At 69.3% G+C, this 15,155-nt stretch carries 12 protein-coding genes; 3 read left to right on the top strand and 9 right to left on the bottom strand.

The window, feature by feature from the left end:
* Positions 1 to 6 precede the first annotated feature (6 nt).
* From pstA to ACUCV0_RS13135, 3 genes are all read right to left on the bottom strand, one after another.
* Positions 7 to 1,677 (bottom strand): phosphate ABC transporter permease PstA, encoded by a 1,671-nt coding sequence (pstA, locus tag ACUCV0_RS13145; protein ID WP_323149808.1) that lies wholly within the window; start codon positions 1,675 to 1,677, stop codon positions 7 to 9.
* A gap of 28 nt (positions 1,678 to 1,705) precedes the next feature.
* Positions 1,706 to 3,991, bottom strand: a complete 2,286-nt coding sequence (locus ACUCV0_RS13140) for an ABC transporter permease subunit (RefSeq protein WP_482212887.1) — start codon at positions 3,989 to 3,991, stop codon at positions 1,706 to 1,708.
* 94 nt (positions 3,992 to 4,085) lie between these two features.
* Complete coding sequence (locus ACUCV0_RS13135) at positions 4,086 to 5,057, bottom strand: PstS family phosphate ABC transporter substrate-binding protein (RefSeq protein WP_059316664.1); 972 nt, start codon at positions 5,055 to 5,057, stop codon at positions 4,086 to 4,088.
* A 267-nt stretch (positions 5,058 to 5,324) separates the two neighbouring features.
* Here ACUCV0_RS13135 and ACUCV0_RS13130 point away from each other — a divergent pair, with 267 nt between their 5' ends.
* The 3 genes from ACUCV0_RS13130 to ACUCV0_RS13120 all read left to right on the top strand — a co-directional run bounded on the left by ACUCV0_RS13130 (position 5,325) and on the right by ACUCV0_RS13120 (position 8,793).
* On the top strand, positions 5,325 to 6,623 hold the full coding sequence (locus ACUCV0_RS13130; RefSeq protein ID WP_271653391.1) for an MFS transporter: 1,299 nt from the start codon (positions 5,325 to 5,327) through the stop codon (positions 6,621 to 6,623).
* 11 nt (positions 6,624 to 6,634) lie between these two features.
* Positions 6,635 to 7,816: a M20 aminoacylase family protein gene (locus ACUCV0_RS13125; RefSeq protein WP_434775287.1), complete on the top strand. Its 1,182-nt coding sequence runs from the start codon at positions 6,635 to 6,637 to the stop codon at positions 7,814 to 7,816.
* 110 nt (positions 7,817 to 7,926) lie between these two features.
* A complete protein-coding gene (locus ACUCV0_RS13120; RefSeq protein ID WP_482212886.1) occupies positions 7,927 to 8,793 on the top strand; it encodes an SMP-30/gluconolactonase/LRE family protein in 867 nt (288 codons plus the stop codon).
* A 20-nt stretch (positions 8,794 to 8,813) separates the two neighbouring features.
* Here the strand turns inward: ACUCV0_RS13120 and ACUCV0_RS13115 are convergent, their stop codons facing one another.
* Genes ACUCV0_RS13115 through arnD form a run of 6 tightly spaced genes read right to left on the bottom strand, consistent with a single transcriptional unit; the run spans position 8,814 to position 15,147 of the window.
* Complete coding sequence (locus ACUCV0_RS13115) at positions 8,814 to 10,496, bottom strand: ArnT family glycosyltransferase (RefSeq protein ID WP_482212885.1); 1,683 nt, start codon at positions 10,494 to 10,496, stop codon at positions 8,814 to 8,816.
* Positions 10,496 to 11,893: a UDP-glucose dehydrogenase family protein gene (locus ACUCV0_RS13110; RefSeq protein WP_434775290.1), complete on the bottom strand. Its 1,398-nt coding sequence runs from the start codon at positions 11,891 to 11,893 to the stop codon at positions 10,496 to 10,498. The genes ACUCV0_RS13115 and ACUCV0_RS13110 overlap by 1 nt, the downstream gene beginning before the upstream one ends.
* Positions 11,890 to 12,291, bottom strand: coding sequence for a 4-amino-4-deoxy-L-arabinose-phosphoundecaprenol flippase subunit ArnF (gene arnF, locus ACUCV0_RS13105; RefSeq protein ID WP_059316670.1), 402 nt, complete (start codon positions 12,289 to 12,291; stop codon positions 11,890 to 11,892). The genes ACUCV0_RS13110 and arnF overlap by 4 nt, the downstream gene beginning before the upstream one ends.
* Entirely contained in the window at positions 12,288 to 12,629 is a 342-nt protein-coding gene (locus ACUCV0_RS13100; RefSeq protein WP_482212884.1) for an EamA family transporter, read from the bottom strand. The genes arnF and ACUCV0_RS13100 overlap by 4 nt, the downstream gene beginning before the upstream one ends.
* Positions 12,626 to 14,269, bottom strand: a complete 1,644-nt coding sequence (arnT, locus tag ACUCV0_RS13095) for a lipid IV(A) 4-amino-4-deoxy-L-arabinosyltransferase (protein WP_482212883.1) — start codon at positions 14,267 to 14,269, stop codon at positions 12,626 to 12,628. The genes ACUCV0_RS13100 and arnT overlap by 4 nt, the downstream gene beginning before the upstream one ends.
* Positions 14,266 to 15,147, bottom strand: coding sequence for a 4-deoxy-4-formamido-L-arabinose-phosphoundecaprenol deformylase (gene arnD, locus ACUCV0_RS13090; protein WP_059316968.1), 882 nt, complete (start codon positions 15,145 to 15,147; stop codon positions 14,266 to 14,268). The genes arnT and arnD overlap by 4 nt, the downstream gene beginning before the upstream one ends.
* Between the last annotated feature and the right edge of the window lie 8 nt (positions 15,148 to 15,155).

Raw genomic sequence — 15,155 nt, 5'->3', positions numbered from 1 at the left:
TGGCCGTTAATCTTCCAGCAGCCGGTATTTTTCGCGCAGCCGGTTGCGCAGCAACACGGCGGACACATTCAGCCCGGCGATCACCAGCACCAGCAATAGCGCGGTGGCGTAGACCAGCGGGCGGGCGGCTTCCACGTTGGGGCTCTGGAAGCCAACGTCATAGATGTGGAAGCCCAGGTGCATGATCTTCTGGTCCAGGTGCAGATAGGGATAGTTGCCGTCCAGCGGCAGCGAGGGCGCCAGCTTGACCACCCCCACCAGCATCAGCGGCGCCACCTCGCCGGCGGCCCGGGCCATCGCCAGGATCAGACCGGTCATCATCGCCGGGCTGGCCAGCGGCAGCACCACCTTCCACAGGGTCTCGGCCTGGGTGGCGCCCAGCGCCAGGGAGCCTTCGCGGATGCTGCGGGGAATCCGTGCCAGGCCCTCCTCGGTGGCGACGATCACCACCGGTACGGCGAGGATCGCCAGGGTCAGCGAGGCCCATAGCAGGCCCGGGGTGCCAAAGGTCGGCGCGGGCAGGCTGGCCTGGAAGAACAGCTGGTCCAGGGAGCCGCCCAGCACATAGACGAAGAAGCCCAGGCCGAAGACGCCATAGACGATGGCCGGCACCCCGGCGAGGTTGTTGACGGCGATGCGGATGGTGCGGGTCAGTGGCCCCTGGCGAGCGTATTCGCGCAGGTAGATGGCGGCGATGACGCCAAAGGGGGTGACGATCACCGCCATCAGCAGGGTCATCATCACGGTGCCGAAGATGGCCGGGAAGACGCCACCCTCGGTGTTGGCCTCGCGCGGATCGGCGCTGAGGAACTCCCACAGCTTGCTGCCATAGAAGCCGAGCTTGGCGCCCACGCCCATGGCGTTGGGCTGGTAGGCGCGCACGATGCGGGCGAGGTTGAGCTCCAGGGTGCGGCCCTCGACGTCGCGCAGCACCACACTGTCGCGCCGCCGCTCCTGGCGCAGGCCGGCCAGCTGGTCTTCCAAGTCGCTGTAACGCGCTTCGAGTTCGGTGCGGCGCGCGGCGAGATCGGCCTGGGCGGTGGCATCGAGGCGGCCGTCCAGCTCCAGGCCACGGCCCTCCAGGCGCAGCCGCTCCAGCGCATGATTGACGCTGCCAATGTCATGCTTTTCCAGGCGCTCCAGGCGCTCGCTCAGGTCACGGGTACGCAGCAGCCGGCGCTGCAATTCGGGCACGGCCGCCGCGCCCTTGGCCACCTGGCGCCCCTCTTCGCGCACCTCCAGCGCATAGCCGTAGAAGTTGCCCCATTCGCGGCGCTCCAGCACCAGGACGTCGGCGGGGGTCTGCCGATCCTGCAGCCAGTCTCCGATCAGCCAGACGAAATCGCTACCATAGAGGTCGCGATTGCCCAGCTTGAAGAGTTCGCGGGTCAGGGTTTCACCGCTGCCAGCCGGCAAGGTCATTCCGGCACTCTGCAGACGCGCCGCCGGTACCGCTTCGCGCTCCACCACCTCGCCCAACACCAGCCGCGGTTCGAGACCCGGCGGCGTATAGCGCGCCTGCACCACCTCGGCCGGCCAGAAATGCGCCAGGCCGCGCACGGCGATGATGCCGATCAGCCCCAGGGTCATGAGCACGGCGATGGCCACGGCGCCGCCGCTGAGCCAGACGCCAGGCGCGCCGCCGCGCAGCCAGTGGCCAAGAGAGCGCCGCTTCACGACGCCTCGTCCCTGCGACGCGCGTGATTCAGAGCGCCGCATACTTTTTCCTCAGCCGCTGGCGGATCAGCTCGGCCAGGGTATTCATCAGGAAGGTGAAGCTGAGCAGCACCAGCGCGGCCAGGAACAGCAGCCGGTAATGGGTACCGCCCACCTCGGATTCGGGCATCTCGACGGCGATGTTGGCGGCCAGGGTACGCATGCCCTCGAAGAGGTTGGCATCCATGATCGGGGTGTTGCCGGTAGCCATGAGCACGATCATGGTCTCGCCCACGGCGCGGCCCAGGCCGATCATCAGCGCCGAGAAGATGCCGGGGCTGGCGGTGAGCAGCACCACCCGCGTCAGGGTCTGCCAGGGGGTAGCGCCCAGGGCCAGGGAGCCCAGGGTCAGGCTGCGCGGCACGCTGTAGATGGCGTCCTCAGCGATGGAGAAGATGTTGGGAATGACGGCGAAGCCCATGGCCAGCCCGACGATCAGGGCGTTGCGCTGGTCGTAGGCGATGCCCAGCTCCTGGCTCAGCCAGAGACGCAGGTCGCCGGCGAACAGCAGCTCTTCCAGCCAGGGACTGAGCGAGAGTGCCAGCGCCGTGGTCAGCAGCACCACCGGCAGCAGCAGCAGGCTCTCCCAGCCCTCCGGGATCCGCTCGCGCAGACTTAGCGGCAGCCGCGACCAGCCGAAACCCGCTGCCAGGATGCCCAGCGGCAGGAGCAATAGCAGGCTGAACAGCCCCGGCAGGTGATTTTCCACGAAGGGCGCCAGGAACAGGCCGGCGAAGAAGCCGAGGATCACCGTGGGCAGGGCCTCCATCAGCTCGATGACCGGCTTGACCGTGCGCCTCATGCGCGGCGCCATGAAGTAGGCGGTGTAGACCGCCGCGGCGATGGCCAGGGGCGCGGCGAACAGCATGGCGTAGAAGGCCGCCTTGAGGGTGCCGAAGGTCAGCGGCGCCAGGCTCAGCTTGGGTTCGAAATCAGTGGTGGCCGCACTCGACTGCCAGACCCGCGCCGGCGCCTCGTAATTCTCGTACCAGACCTTGCCCCACAGCGCCGACCAGGAGACTTCCGGGTGCGGATTGTCCAGCTTGAAGCCGAGCAGCCGGCCGTCCGCTTCCAGCAGCAGGCGATCGGCCCGGGGCGACAGGGCCAGCATCCCGGCAGTCGGCGCGATCTGCGCGCGCAGCAGGGTACGCCCAGCGGTGCTGTGGAAGACGCCGAGCTCGCCTGTGGCGTCCAGCGCCAGAAAGCCCTTGCGCCGCTGTTCGGGCACCAGCTGGACGATGGGCGCAGCGCCCAGCTGGAAGCTGCGGATGTGCCGCAGCACCGGCTCGCCATCCGGGCCGCGGACCATGAACCATTGGCCGATGCCGCCCTTGGCGGTGCCCACCAGCAGCGACACGCCGCCAAGCAGCTGGGCGCTGGCGGTGATCTCGTCATCGGCTGCGTCGAGCAGCTTGTAGTGGCCGTTGAGACTGCCGTCGCGCAGATCGAAGACATCCGCCTGGGCGCGGCCATTGAGGGCATAGAGCCAATGGCCGCGCGGGTCCAGGTAGAGGGCCTTGGCGGCGGCATTGAGCGGACCGAATTGGGTAGAGCTCCGCACCGGGCTCACCGCGCCGCCGGTCACCGGTGGCGCCAGGCCGGCGAGTCGCAGCGCCGTTACCCGATTGCCCTGGGCGCCGGCGAGCACCAGCAGGTCATCGTCACCGGCGATGGCGACGCGGTCCAGGGCCGCGCGCGGAGCGCCCAGGTCCAGCGGCTCGCGCCCGTAGGGGAAGTCGAGCTCGGGGGTGATGACACGGCTACCCTGGGGATAGCGGGAGACATAGCGCTTGTGCGCCACCAGCACGCGGCCGTCGGACAGGCCCAGGGCGATCAGCCCGCGAGGGGCGTCCTGGGCCTGGCTGGTGATGGCCACCCCGGGCGGCAGCGGCAGGCGCTCGCGCGTGATTGGCTGGCCGTCGGCCAGGGTGAAGAACACCGCCTCGCCAGCGCGGGAGAGGTGCAGGCCGAGGCGATTCTGCTCATCGATACCCAACAGCAACGGTGCGCCAGCGGCGGCCAACCAGCTGGGCTGGGGCAGCGGCTGCGCTTCGAGACTGGCGCCACGCAACAGCGGCAGTACCACATAGGCCAGATAGAAGAAGATCAGGGTGATGGTGGCCAGGACGGCAAGGCCGCCCACCAGCACGGACCCTCGTACCAGTCGATCCTGCAGGGCCCGCCAACGTCGCCGCCGGCGTAGTGCGGGCGTGTTGAAGTCCAGCCGAGCAGGGCCGCGAGGATCGGGCAGGGACGGGGGTACCGGGGATTTCATGGCGCAGAGCCTAATCACGTCGTGTGACAGAAAGGTTACAGCGAATGGGCGGCCGCAGCCGCTACCACCGTGGCAGCGACAGCGCGCCAGGCGCTCAGTAGCCCAGGGTCTTCAACGCCTGCTGCACCACCGGGGCCGGCAAGGGAATGTAGCCATCCTTGACCACGGCCTCCTGCCCCTTGCGCGAGAGGATCAGCCGCAGGAATTCCCCTTCCAGGGGGTCGAGCGGGCGATTGGGCGCCTTGTTCACATAGACGTAGAGATAGCGCGCCAGGGGATAGCGCCCGGACAGGGTGTTTTCCTGGTTGTCCTCGACGTAGTCGGTGGTGCCTTGCCGCGCCAAGGCCACGGTGTGGACGCTGGCGGTCTGGTAGCCGATGCCGGAGTAGCCGATGCCACCGAGGGACTGGCTGATGGCCTGGACCACCGAGGCCGACCCGGGCTGTTCGTTGACGTTGGCGCGGAAGTCGCCACGGCACAGCGCCGCTTCCTTGAAATAGCCGTAGGTGCCCGACACCGAATTGCGACCGAATCGCTGGATCGGCCGCTTGGCCCAGTCACCGGTCAGCCCCAGGTCACCCCAGGTCTTGAGTTCGCGCGGGCCACCGCAGAGACGGGTGCTGGAAAAGATCGCATCGACCTGCTCCAGGGTCAGCTGGCGCAGCGGGTTGTCCTTGTTGACGAAGATCGCCAGGGCATCGATGGCTACCGGCACCGCGGTGGGCTGGTAGCCGAAACGCTGCTCGAAGGCCTGCAACTCGGCGTCCTTCATCTTGCGACTCATGGGGCCGATGCTGGCCGTGCCCTCGATGAGCGCCGGCGGCGCGGTGGACGAGCCGGCCGCCTGGATCTGGATGTTGAGGTTGGGATACTCGCGCTTGTAGCTCTCGGCCCAGAGCGTCACCAGGTTGGCCAGGGTGTCGGAACCCACGCTCGACAGGTTGCCGGAGACCCCGCTCACCTTCTGGTAGTCGGGGATGGCCGGGTCGACGCCCTCGGCCCGAGCGGTCGTGCCACTCAGCGCCAGAGCGAGCGCCACAGCGGTCAGCGGACCTTTGACGTACATGCCGGATTCCTCGCGGGGATGGGAGACGGGCCTGGGCCGCCGACGCTCAGGCGCAAGCGGGCACTCTAGGCGGGCATTGTGACGGATTTATGAGAGAGCGCCAGCCGCACTCGGCGCTTCGACTAGGCTGCAAGGACGCCGCTTCCTGCACCAGGCTGGCGCAGGCAGCGACCACTCGTCCGGCGCCCGGGCTCTGCCTTGCGGCTCTCGCGTACCGGACCATCATTTGCATAGCGACGCATTCATCTCAGTGCAGAGGAACGCACCATGGCCCAGGCTCTTCCGACGTCCTCCACCCCGGCCGCTCAGGCAACCACCGCCCCGCCCTCGCGCGCCAAGCTGATCGCCGCGGCCAGCCTCGGCAACGGCCTGGAGATGTTCGACTTCACGGTGTTCAGCTTTTTCGCCGCCATCATCGGCCAGCTCTATTTCCCCTCGGATACCCCCTATGGCTCGCTGCTGATGGCGGTCGGGGTCTTTGGCGTCGGCTTCGTCATGCGGCCGCTGGGCAGCATGGTGCTGGGCGCCTATGCCGACCGTCACGGCCGCAAGCAGGCCATGCTGCTGACCATCTCCCTGATGGGCCTGGGCAGCGCCCTGATCGCCTTTACCCCGACCCACGCCCAGATCGGCCTCGCCGCACCGCTGATCCTGCTCCTGGGGCGCCTGCTGCAGGGCTTTTCCGCCGGCGGCGAGATAGGCGCCGCCACCACCCTGCTGCTGGAATCGGCCAGCCCCGGCCGGCGCGGCTTCCATGTCAGCTGGCAGGTGATCAGCCAGGGCGGCAGTGCCCTGCTCGGCGCCGCCCTGGGCGCCCTGCTCACCCGCAGCCTGTCCGAGGCCGAGCTGCACGCCTGGGGCTGGCGTATCCCCTTCCTGGTCGGGCTGCTGATCATCCCGGTCGGCCTCTATATCCGCCGCCAGGTGGACGAGACCTGGCGCGGCGCCGGCGCGGTCGAGGGCGGTCCGGTGCGCGCCTTCCTGCGCGAGCATCCGCGGCGCTTCGGCCTAGGTCTGTTGATCGTGATGTCGGCCACCCTGCTGACCTACCTGATGCAGTTCTACATGCCCACCTACATGACCCGCATCGTCGGCCTGCCGGCCACCAGCGCCTACCTGGCCGGGGTGGCCTCCAGCGCGGTACAGATGGCCGCCGCCCTGGCCGCCGGCCTGCTGCTGGACCGCTTCGGCCGCTACAAGCCGGTGGCCCTGGTCAGCCTGGCGGTGGCCCTGCTGGGCATCTACCCGGCCTTCGTCTGGTTGAACGACCCCACCACCCAGGGCCTGGCCTTCGCCGCCCGCTTCGTGGTGATCACCGCCATGAGCGTCAACATGACCGCCGGTCTGCTGCTGATCCTCGCTGGATTGCCGCGGCCGGTGCGCGCCACGGGCCTGGCCATGACCTACGCCCTGGCGGTGACGTTGTTCGGCGGCACCGCCCAGTTCATCGCCACCTGGCTGATCGAGGCCACCGGCAGCCCGCTCGCCCCGGCCTGGTACCTGATCGTCATGCTGCTGATAGGATGGCTGGCATTGCTGAGCTATCCCGAACGCCACCTGGACTGAGAGAGATCGCCATGAGCCTTGCCACCGCTGCGGATCAAGACGCCACCGCCCGTCATATCGCCGGCTACCTGCCGGAAATGGTCGCCCTGCGCCGCGACATCCACCGCCATCCCGAACTGGGCTACCAGGAGCAGCGCACCAGCGACCTGGTGGCTGCCGCTCTCGAAGGTTGGGGTTACGAAGTCCATCGCGGTCTGGGTGGTACCGGAGTGGTCGGTACCCTGCGTGCCGGCAGCGGCAGCAAGGTGCTGGGCATCCGCGCCGACATGGACGCCCTGCCGATCCTGGAAACCACCGGGCTCGACTACGCCAGCCAGCACCCCGGACGCATGCACGCCTGCGGTCACGACGGCCACACCACCACCCTGCTCACCGCCGCCCGCTGCCTGGCCGAGACCCGCGCCTTCGACGGCACCCTGCACCTGATCTTCCAGCCCGCCGAGGAAGGCCTGGGCGGCGCCCTGAAGATGATGCAGGACGGCCTCTTCGAGCTGTTCCCCTGCGATCAGGTATTCGGCCTGCACAACATGCCCGGCGTGCCCACCGGCAAGTTCTGCTTTGTCGACGGCGCCGCCATGGCCTCCTCGGATACCGCCCTGCTGCGCATCCGTGGCCAGGGCGGCCACGGCGCGGTACCGGACAAGGCCGTCGACCCCATCGTCGCCAGCGCGGCCACGGTGATGGCGCTGCAAACCGTGGTCTCGCGCAACGTGGCGCCGCTGGACACCGCGGTGGTCACCGTGGGCAGCATCCACGGCGGCGAGGCCTCCAACGTCATCCCCGACGCGGTGGAGATGAAGCTCACCATCCGCGCCTTCCAGGACAGCACCCGCGACCTGCTGGAGCAACGCATCGGCGCCCTGGTGCGCGCCCAGGCGGAAAGCTTTGGCGCCACGGCCGAACTGGACTACCAGCGCGGCTATCCGGTGCTGGTCAACCACGACGGTCCCACCGCCTTCGCCCGCCAGGTGGCCGTGGACCATTTCGGCGCCGACGCCCTGCACCCCTTCGCGCCCATCCCGGCCAGCGAGGACTTCGCCTACATGCTGCAGCAGGTGCCCGGCTGCTACCTGTTCGTCGGCAACGGGCCGAGCGCCAACCTGCACAACGCGGCCTACGACTTCAACGACGCCCTGCTGCCGGTGGGCGCGCGCTACTGGGTCAAGCTGACCGAGGCCTTCCTCACCGCCTGAGGCACCTCCTCCGTCGCGCCGGCCGCCGCCCAAGTGGCGCGCTGGCTACGGAATCTTCACGCACCGCCCGCTAGACTGGCCGGTCATTCCTTCTATCCAGAGAGGTCGCCATGCGACGTGTTTCGCGCCTGGGCTGGCGCCAGGGCCTGGCGCTGGGCGTCGTTGTGCTGGCCGCGGGATTCGCCTATCCGGCCTGGCGGCATTTCCATCCGGTGAGTGCCGCCGCGGGCTGGAGCTACCGGGAGTTCGCCGCGGACATCCCCATGGTCAGTGCCCTGGCCCTGGATGCCGATGGCAGCCTGTTCGTCACCCAGGAGTTCTCCAGTCGCCGCGGCAGCCTGCTGCGCCTGCTGGCCAATGGCGAGCGCCAGCCGGTGCTGGGCGAGCTGTCCAAGCCGGATGGCCTGGTGATGTTCCAGGGCGGTCTGGTGGTCAGCCAGGAAGGCGGTCCGCTGCCGGTGTTTCTCCTGCGCGACGGGCATCGCGACGCCCTGTTCGACGGTAACGATGTCGAGGGCGTCGCCACCGATGGCCAGACCCTCTATGCCATCGAGGACCTGCCGCGCGGGCGTCTGCTCAGCTACGACCCGGTGCAGCGACGCCTGGCGGTGCTGCGCGAGGGCCTGGAAGAAGGCGAAGGGGTAGCGCGCTGCCCGGATGGCCGGCTGTTCTATACCGAAAAGGCCAAGGGCTGGGTCAAGCAGTGGCAACCCGGGGGTGCAGACACCCTGGTCGCCACGGGCCTCGACGCCCCCGGTTTCGTGCAGTGCTCGGCCGATGGCCTGTGGATCACCGAGGATGCCACCCACGGCGCCCGGGTGCTGCTGGTCGAGCCCGACGGCCACCTGGTCACGGTGCTCTCGCACCTGCGCTCGGCGCAGACCCTGATCCCGCGCGGCGACGGTCATTACCTGGTCGCCGAGCAGGGCCGCAACCGCATCCTGGAGTTCTCTCGAGAAGCTGGAGCCGACCGCTAGGGCGATCGGCTCCAGGGGTCTCAGGGCAGGCGATACACCAGGCAGGGATTGCCGTTGAGATGGCGCCCCAGCACCGGGGTCAGGTCGGCCAAGGGGGTGCCGGCCAGCAGGCCGCGGTCTTCGCGGGCCAGGATGATCCAGGCGCCGGACGGCAGGTGCGCCAGGTCCGCAACCTGGGGCCGGGCGATGAAGATCGGCTGCTCGTCATGGTCCAGGTTCATCATGTAGCGGATCGCCCAGCTGTCCTGGCCGAGGCCAAAGAACACCAGCGGACCCGGCTGCTGCTGACGCAGGCCTTCCACCTGCTGGACGAAGCCACGGGTGTCGTACTGCAGGTCCTGCGCCGGCTCCACCACCGCGACCAGCATCAGCCACTGGGCGGACAGCGCCAGGGCGCTCAGGGCCAGCAGCTGGCGGCTGCCGGTCAGCCGACGCCAGCCGACCAGGGCGGCGATCTGCAGGGCGACAAAGACCGGCACCAGCAGCGCCAGGGAGACGTCCGGCCAGTAGTCGTGGCGCTGCCAGAGGTGACGGCAGACCAGCATGGCGATCAGGGCGAGCCCCGGCAGGGCCAGCACCAGCGCCGTGTAGAGCGGCGCGACCCGGCGGAACCAGCTCTCCGCACGCAGCAGGCCATGGGCGGCGATGGCGGCCAGGAAGGGCACCATGGGCACCACATAGTAGGCCCGCTTGAAGTGCGGGATGGACAGCCCGATCAGGATCAGCAGACCGCTGCCGGCGAGCCCCAGCAGCAAACGACGCTGGGCGGTGTGCGGCCAGCTCAGCAGGCGGCGGCGCTCGGCGATCAGCACCAGCAGCGCCAGGGGCAGCACCGGCAGATAGCGATACAGACCTAGTTGCAGATAGAACCAGAACGGCTTGCCGCTCTCGTCCAGCCGGCCGGTGACCTGCATGTGCCAGACCTCGGCGGCGAAATCCGCGCCGCCTTCATGGTGGGCCAGCTGGATCAGCGTCCACCAGCCCAGGACGAGCAGGGCCAGACCGGCCAGGCCATAGCCAAAGAGGCGTTGCAGGGCGAAGGTGCGGCGCGCCGGTTCGCCCCAGGCCACCACCAGCCAGTAGAGACAGACCACGCCGCAGGGCTCGATCAGCCCGAGCGGGCCACGGATGGCGAAGCCCAGGGCGAACAGCGGCAGCACCAGCAGCCGGCGCAGCGGACGACCGTCGCGGTCGGCGCTGTGCATCAGATAGAAGCAGGCCAGCACCACCAGGGCGACCAGCTGGTCGAGGCAGACCGCGCGGGCCTTTTCCAGCCACTGTGGGGTCAGGGCCACCAGCAGCACCGTGAGCAGCGCCCAGGTGCGGCGGGTGTCGGCCAGCAGCCGATAGGTCAGCGCCAGCACGCCGGCCGAGGCCAGGGCGGTGGGCAGGACATTTGCCAGGTGATTGGGCGCGCCGATTACCCGCGCCGCCAGCCAGCTCAGCCAGGTGGCAGTGCCGGGATAGTCCGGATAGGGCTGGCCGTAGGTGGTGGCGAAAAAGGATGGGCCATGGCGAAACATCTCGCCGAGAAAGACCGCCCAGCGGCCGTCGAAGCCCTGGGGCGCCTGGTTCCAGATGCCGAGGGTGAACATCAGGGTGGCGACCAGTCCGAGCAGCAGGCTTTCGCGGCGCAGGCGACTGGCCGCCGGCAGCGCGAAGAGGGGCGCGCTGCGTGGAGTCAGGGGCATGGGCGAGACCATCAGGCGGCATCCACGCGGCGGGCGACCTGGGGACCGCCCAGGGCGGCGCCACGACCGATGGCGAAGTATTCGATGCCGCGGCGCTCCATGCGCTCGGGATCGAACAGGTTGCGGCCGTCGAAGATCACCGGCTGGTTGAGCTGGCGGGCGATGAGGTCGAAGTCCGGGGCCTTGAACTGTTGCCACTCGGTGCAGATGACCAGGGCATCGGACCCGGCCAGGGCCGCCTCGGGGGTGCCCATCAGCGCCAGGCGCTCGTCGTGGCCATAGAGGCGCTGGGCCTCGGCCATGGCCACGGGGTCGAAGGCGCGCACCTTGGCGCCGGCCGCCCAGAGGGCTTCCATCAGCACCCGGCTGGGCGCATCGCGCATGTCGTCGGTGTTGGGCTTGAAGGCCAGGCCCCAGAGGGCGAAGGTGCGACCGCGCAGGTCACCGTCGAAGTAGGTATTGATGCGCTCGAACAGCTTGGTCTTCTGGCGCACGTTGATGGCTTCCACGGCGCGCAGCAGATCCAGCTCCACGGCATTTTCCTCGCCGGTGCGGATCAGCGCCTGCAGGTCCTTGGGGAAGCAGGAGCCGCCGTAGCCGCAACCTGGATAGATGAAGTGGTGCCCGATGCGCGGGTCGGCGCCGATGGCCTGGCGCACCGCCTCGATGTCGGCGCCGACGTGCTCGGCGAGTTCGGCGATCTGGTTGATGAAGCTGATCTTGACCGCCAAGAGGCTGTTGGCGGCGTACTTGGCCAGTTCGGCACTGCGCAGGTCCATGCACTGGATACGGTCATGGTTGCGGTTGAAGGGCGCATAGAGTTCGCGCATCACGTCGCGGGCCACCGGCGAGTCGGTGCCCACCACGATGCGATCGGGCTTCTTGCAGTCGGCGATGGCGGCGCCTTCCTTGAGGAATTCCGGGTTGGAGACCACCTCCACGTGCAGGGTGCGGCCCTCTTCGGCCAGCACCTCGTGGATCAGCGCGCGAACGCGGTCGCCGGTGCCCACCGGCACGGTGGACTTGTTCACCACCAGCAGCGGATCGCGGGAGACCGGCTGGCCGATCAGCGGCTCGCGCCGCAGGCGGGCGATGGTCTCGGCCACGGCGAAGACGGCGGACAGATCGGCCGAGCCATCGGCGGCCGGCGGGGTGCCCACGGCGATGAATTGCACGGCGCCATGGGCCACGGCCTCGGCGGCCTCGTGGGTGAACACCAGGCGACCGGCAGCCAGGTTGCTGCGCACCAGCTCTTCCAGACCCGGCTCGTAGAGGGTTACCTCGCCGCGCTTGAGCTTGTCGATCTTGGCGCGGTCGATGTCCATGCACACCACCTGGTGGCCGACTTCCGCCAGCACGGCGGCCTGCACCAGACCCACGTAGCCGATGCCGAAAACGCTGATGTTCATAGGGTATTCCTCAGGGTGGGAGTGGCGCTGGCCCGGGGCCCGCCGACAAGGGCGACGCCGGCCACGACCAGCGCGACGCCCAGGGTTTTCCAGGGGGTAAAGGATTCGGCGGCGCCTGGCAGCCAGGCCGCGCCGAGGTGGACGAACACGTAGGAGAGGCCCAGCGCCGCATAGGCGCGACCCAGCGGCAGGCGTGCCAGGGCCGCCAGCCAGGCCAGCAGCGACAGGCCATAGCAGAGGATGCCCAGGGCCAGCAGCAGACCGGCCGCGCCGAACAGCGCCGACGGCGTGCTCAGCCAAGTGGCCATCGCCGGCAGCCGCACCAGGGCGGCGCGCAGGGACAGTTGCGCGAGGGTGGTGAGCAGGATGCTCAGGCCGAGCGGGAACAGGCCGTTCATAGCTGGCCCCCCAGCAGCGCGGCGCCGGCGACGATGCACAGGCAGCCGCACCAGGCGCGGGCATCCACCCTCTCGCCAAACACCAGCCGGGCCAGCAGGGTCACCGCCAGGGTGTTGAGCGAGAGCAAGGGATAGGCGACGCCCACCGGCACCCGCTGCAGCACCGCGCACCAGACCAGCAGGGCCAGGCCCAGGCAGACCAGCGCGCCCCACAGCCAGGGCGAACGCAGCCGTGCGGCCAGGGCACCGCCCGCGGCCACCGCGCGCTTCTGGCCCAGTTGGCCGGCGCTGGTGAGCAGGATCACCAGGGCGATCAGCAGGCCGTCGACGGCGCTCATTGCCCGGTCCTCGGATAGACCAGCAAGACCAGGCGCTCGCTGGCAATGCTCTCGCCTGGCTCGGGCAGGCTGTCGAGCAGCTGGCGGTCACTGGGGCCGTCCACCCGCAGCAGGATGGCCACCGGGCCCTGGTCGCGATGGGCGGCGAGCCAGCCGGCCAGGTCGCGCTCTTCGATCAGGCGCCCGCTGTCGGGTTCACGGGCGAAGCCGTACTTGAGTTCGCCCGGACCGCCTACCAGCACCACGTCGTCGCGGTGGGTGGCCCAGGCCAGGCTGGCGGCCACGCCGAGGTCGTTGCTGACCAGCAGGCCGGCGTGCTTGAAGTGGCCGAGCTGGGCCTGGATGAAGCTGCTCGGCAGCTTATTGTCGACCAGGCCGTTGGGCAGCGCGACGGACAGCAGCGGCAACAGCACCCAGAGCGCCAGGGCCGGCGCCAACAGGGTACGCCGCGGCCAGACCAGCGCCGCCAGACCGGCCAGCAGCAGGGCCAGGGGCGCCAGCAGGGCCAGGCCATGGGTCAGGCCTTCACCGGCCGCGTAGAGGCGACCGCCGTAGATCAGCAGGGCCACCAGCCCCACCAGGCCCAGGAGCAGGTTGCACAGGCCGTTCAGGCGCAGCGCGCCGGTGGCACCGCGGCGTCCGGCCTCCAGCAGGGTACGCGCCAGCAGCGGTACCAGAGCGGCCAGGACGGGCAGCAGGTAGGTGGGCAACTTGCCCCGGCTGAGGCTGAAGAACAGCAGCTGGCCGACCACGGCGATGCCCAGGAAGGCGGTGCCGACATGCCGGCGTTCCTGCCAGGTACGTCCCAGGGTACGCGGCAAGAGGCCGGCCCAGGGCAGGATGGCCACCAGCAGGATGGGGCCATAGAACCAGAAGGGCCGCTCGTGCTGGGCGTCCTGGCCAGCGAAACGCTGGATGTGTTCGTGCCAGAAGAAGAAATTCCAGAAGTCCGGATCGCGATGGGCCACCAGCAGCGCCCAGGGGGCGACCACCAGAGCGGCCACCAGCACCGCGAGGGGACCGCGGCAGAGCAACTCGCCAAGGCGTCCCTGCAGCAGGAAGAAAGGCACGGCGACCAGCACCGGCAACACCAGGGCGAGAAACCCCTTGGTCAGCAGACCACAGCCACAGGCCAGGCCCAGCAGTGCCCACTGGGCCAGGGCCGCGCTACGGGTTTCGGCGGCCTGTGCCTGCCAGAGGGCGAGCAGCGCCAGTGCCATCCAGAAGGCGAACTGGGCATCGAGGGTCACATAGGTGGCCAGCCCCGCCACGGCCATGCAGGAGAGATAGAGCACCCCGGCGAGCAGCGCCAGGGAACGGTCCTGCCAGATCAGCCGGGTCAGGCGCACCACCAGGGCGGCGGTGGCGAGACTGGCCAGCAAGGGCACCAGGCGCACGCTGAACAGCGAATCACCCAGCCAGGCCTGGGCGATGGCCTGGGTCCAATAGCCGCCGATGGGTTTTTCGAAATACGGCAGACCGAGGAAGTGCGGCACCACCCAGTCGCCGCGGCGCCAGAGTTCCTGGGCGATCTGCGCATAGCGCGACTCATCCGGGATCCACAGGCCACGCCAACCCAGCGGCAGCCCGTAGGCCAGGAGCGCCAGTGGCAGCAGCATCCAGAAACGACGCCGACTCATGCCTGCACACCCAGCCAGCCCTGGCGTCCGGCCAGGCTGCCCCGCACCAGGTTGCCCGCGGGCAACTGGCGCGGGTCGGCCGGCAGGCGGTCGCCCAGGGTCAGAAAGAGAATGCCCTCCTCCCGCGCCGCCTTGAGCAAGGCGCGGAAGTCCTCGGCGAAGGCGATGCCTTCCACCTCGGCGTGCAGGGTGTAGACGTTTAGCGCGCCCGGACGGAAGCGCTTGAGCAGGTAGCTGTTCCAGTTGGCGGCGGCGAGTTCAGGGCCGACCACTTCGTCGAAGGTCGGCATGTCCACCGGTACCTGAGGGGTGCCGTGGCCGCCGTTGCCCAGCCGCGGCCGGAACAGGGCGCTGCCGCGGCAATCGCTGTTGTATCTGAGGCCGAAGGCCTCCTTGGCCAGCACCACGCGCGGATCGGCGCGCCAGCCAGCGGCGGCGGAGCAGTCCACCTTGGCACCGAGGATGTCTTCCAGGGCCTGCAGACCGCGACCGAACTCCTCGCCCAGTCGCTCCAGGCTCCAGTTGCCGGTGTGGGCCTGCCAGGCGTGGTGATCCCAGGCGTGCAGCCCGACTTCGTGGCCGCGGGCGCGGGTCTCGCGCATCAGGTGGCCGAGGTCGCGGCCGATGGGCCGACCCGGCCAGGCGGTGCCGGCCAGCAGGATGTCCCAGCCATAGAGGCTGGCGGCCTTGGACCTGAGCATCTTCCACAGGAAGGTGGGCTTCACCAGGCGCCAGAGATGGCGCCCCATGTTGTCCGGCCCGACGCTGAAGAAGAAGGTGGCCTTGACCCCGGCCTCGTCCAGCAGGTCGAGCAGCCGCGGTACCCCTTCGCGGGTGCCGCGATAGGTGTCCACGTCGATGCGCAGGCTGGCCGGGATCAAGGTGT

Source organism: Pseudomonas sp. VMV1 (genome assembly GCF_056790235.1).
The sequence above is the reverse complement of the archived record's forward strand: the minus strand, read 5'-3'. Positions and strand labels throughout refer to the sequence as shown.

What these genes read in the sequence shown, in the direction of transcription:
- ACUCV0_RS13140 (WP_482212887.1), bottom strand. Translation starts at nt 3,991, where the DNA reads ATGAAATCCCCGGTACCCCCGTCCCTGCCCGATCCTCGCGGCCCTGCT.
- ACUCV0_RS13135 (WP_059316664.1), bottom strand. Translation starts at nt 5,057, where the DNA reads ATGTACGTCAAAGGTCCGCTGACCGCTGTGGCGCTCGCTCTGGCGCTG.
- ACUCV0_RS13130 (WP_271653391.1), top strand. Translation starts at nt 5,325, where the DNA reads ATGGCCCAGGCTCTTCCGACGTCCTCCACCCCGGCCGCTCAGGCAACC.
- ACUCV0_RS13125 (WP_434775287.1), top strand. Translation starts at nt 6,635, where the DNA reads ATGAGCCTTGCCACCGCTGCGGATCAAGACGCCACCGCCCGTCATATC.
- ACUCV0_RS13120 (WP_482212886.1), top strand. Translation starts at nt 7,927, where the DNA reads ATGCGACGTGTTTCGCGCCTGGGCTGGCGCCAGGGCCTGGCGCTGGGC.
- ACUCV0_RS13115 (WP_482212885.1), bottom strand. Translation starts at nt 10,496, where the DNA reads ATGGTCTCGCCCATGCCCCTGACTCCACGCAGCGCGCCCCTCTTCGCG.
- ACUCV0_RS13110 (WP_434775290.1), bottom strand. Translation starts at nt 11,893, where the DNA reads ATGAACATCAGCGTTTTCGGCATCGGCTACGTGGGTCTGGTGCAGGCC.
- arnF (WP_059316670.1), bottom strand. Translation starts at nt 12,291, where the DNA reads ATGAACGGCCTGTTCCCGCTCGGCCTGAGCATCCTGCTCACCACCCTC.
- ACUCV0_RS13100 (WP_482212884.1), bottom strand. Translation starts at nt 12,629, where the DNA reads ATGAGCGCCGTCGACGGCCTGCTGATCGCCCTGGTGATCCTGCTCACC.
- arnT (WP_482212883.1), bottom strand. Translation starts at nt 14,269, where the DNA reads ATGAGTCGGCGTCGTTTCTGGATGCTGCTGCCACTGGCGCTCCTGGCC.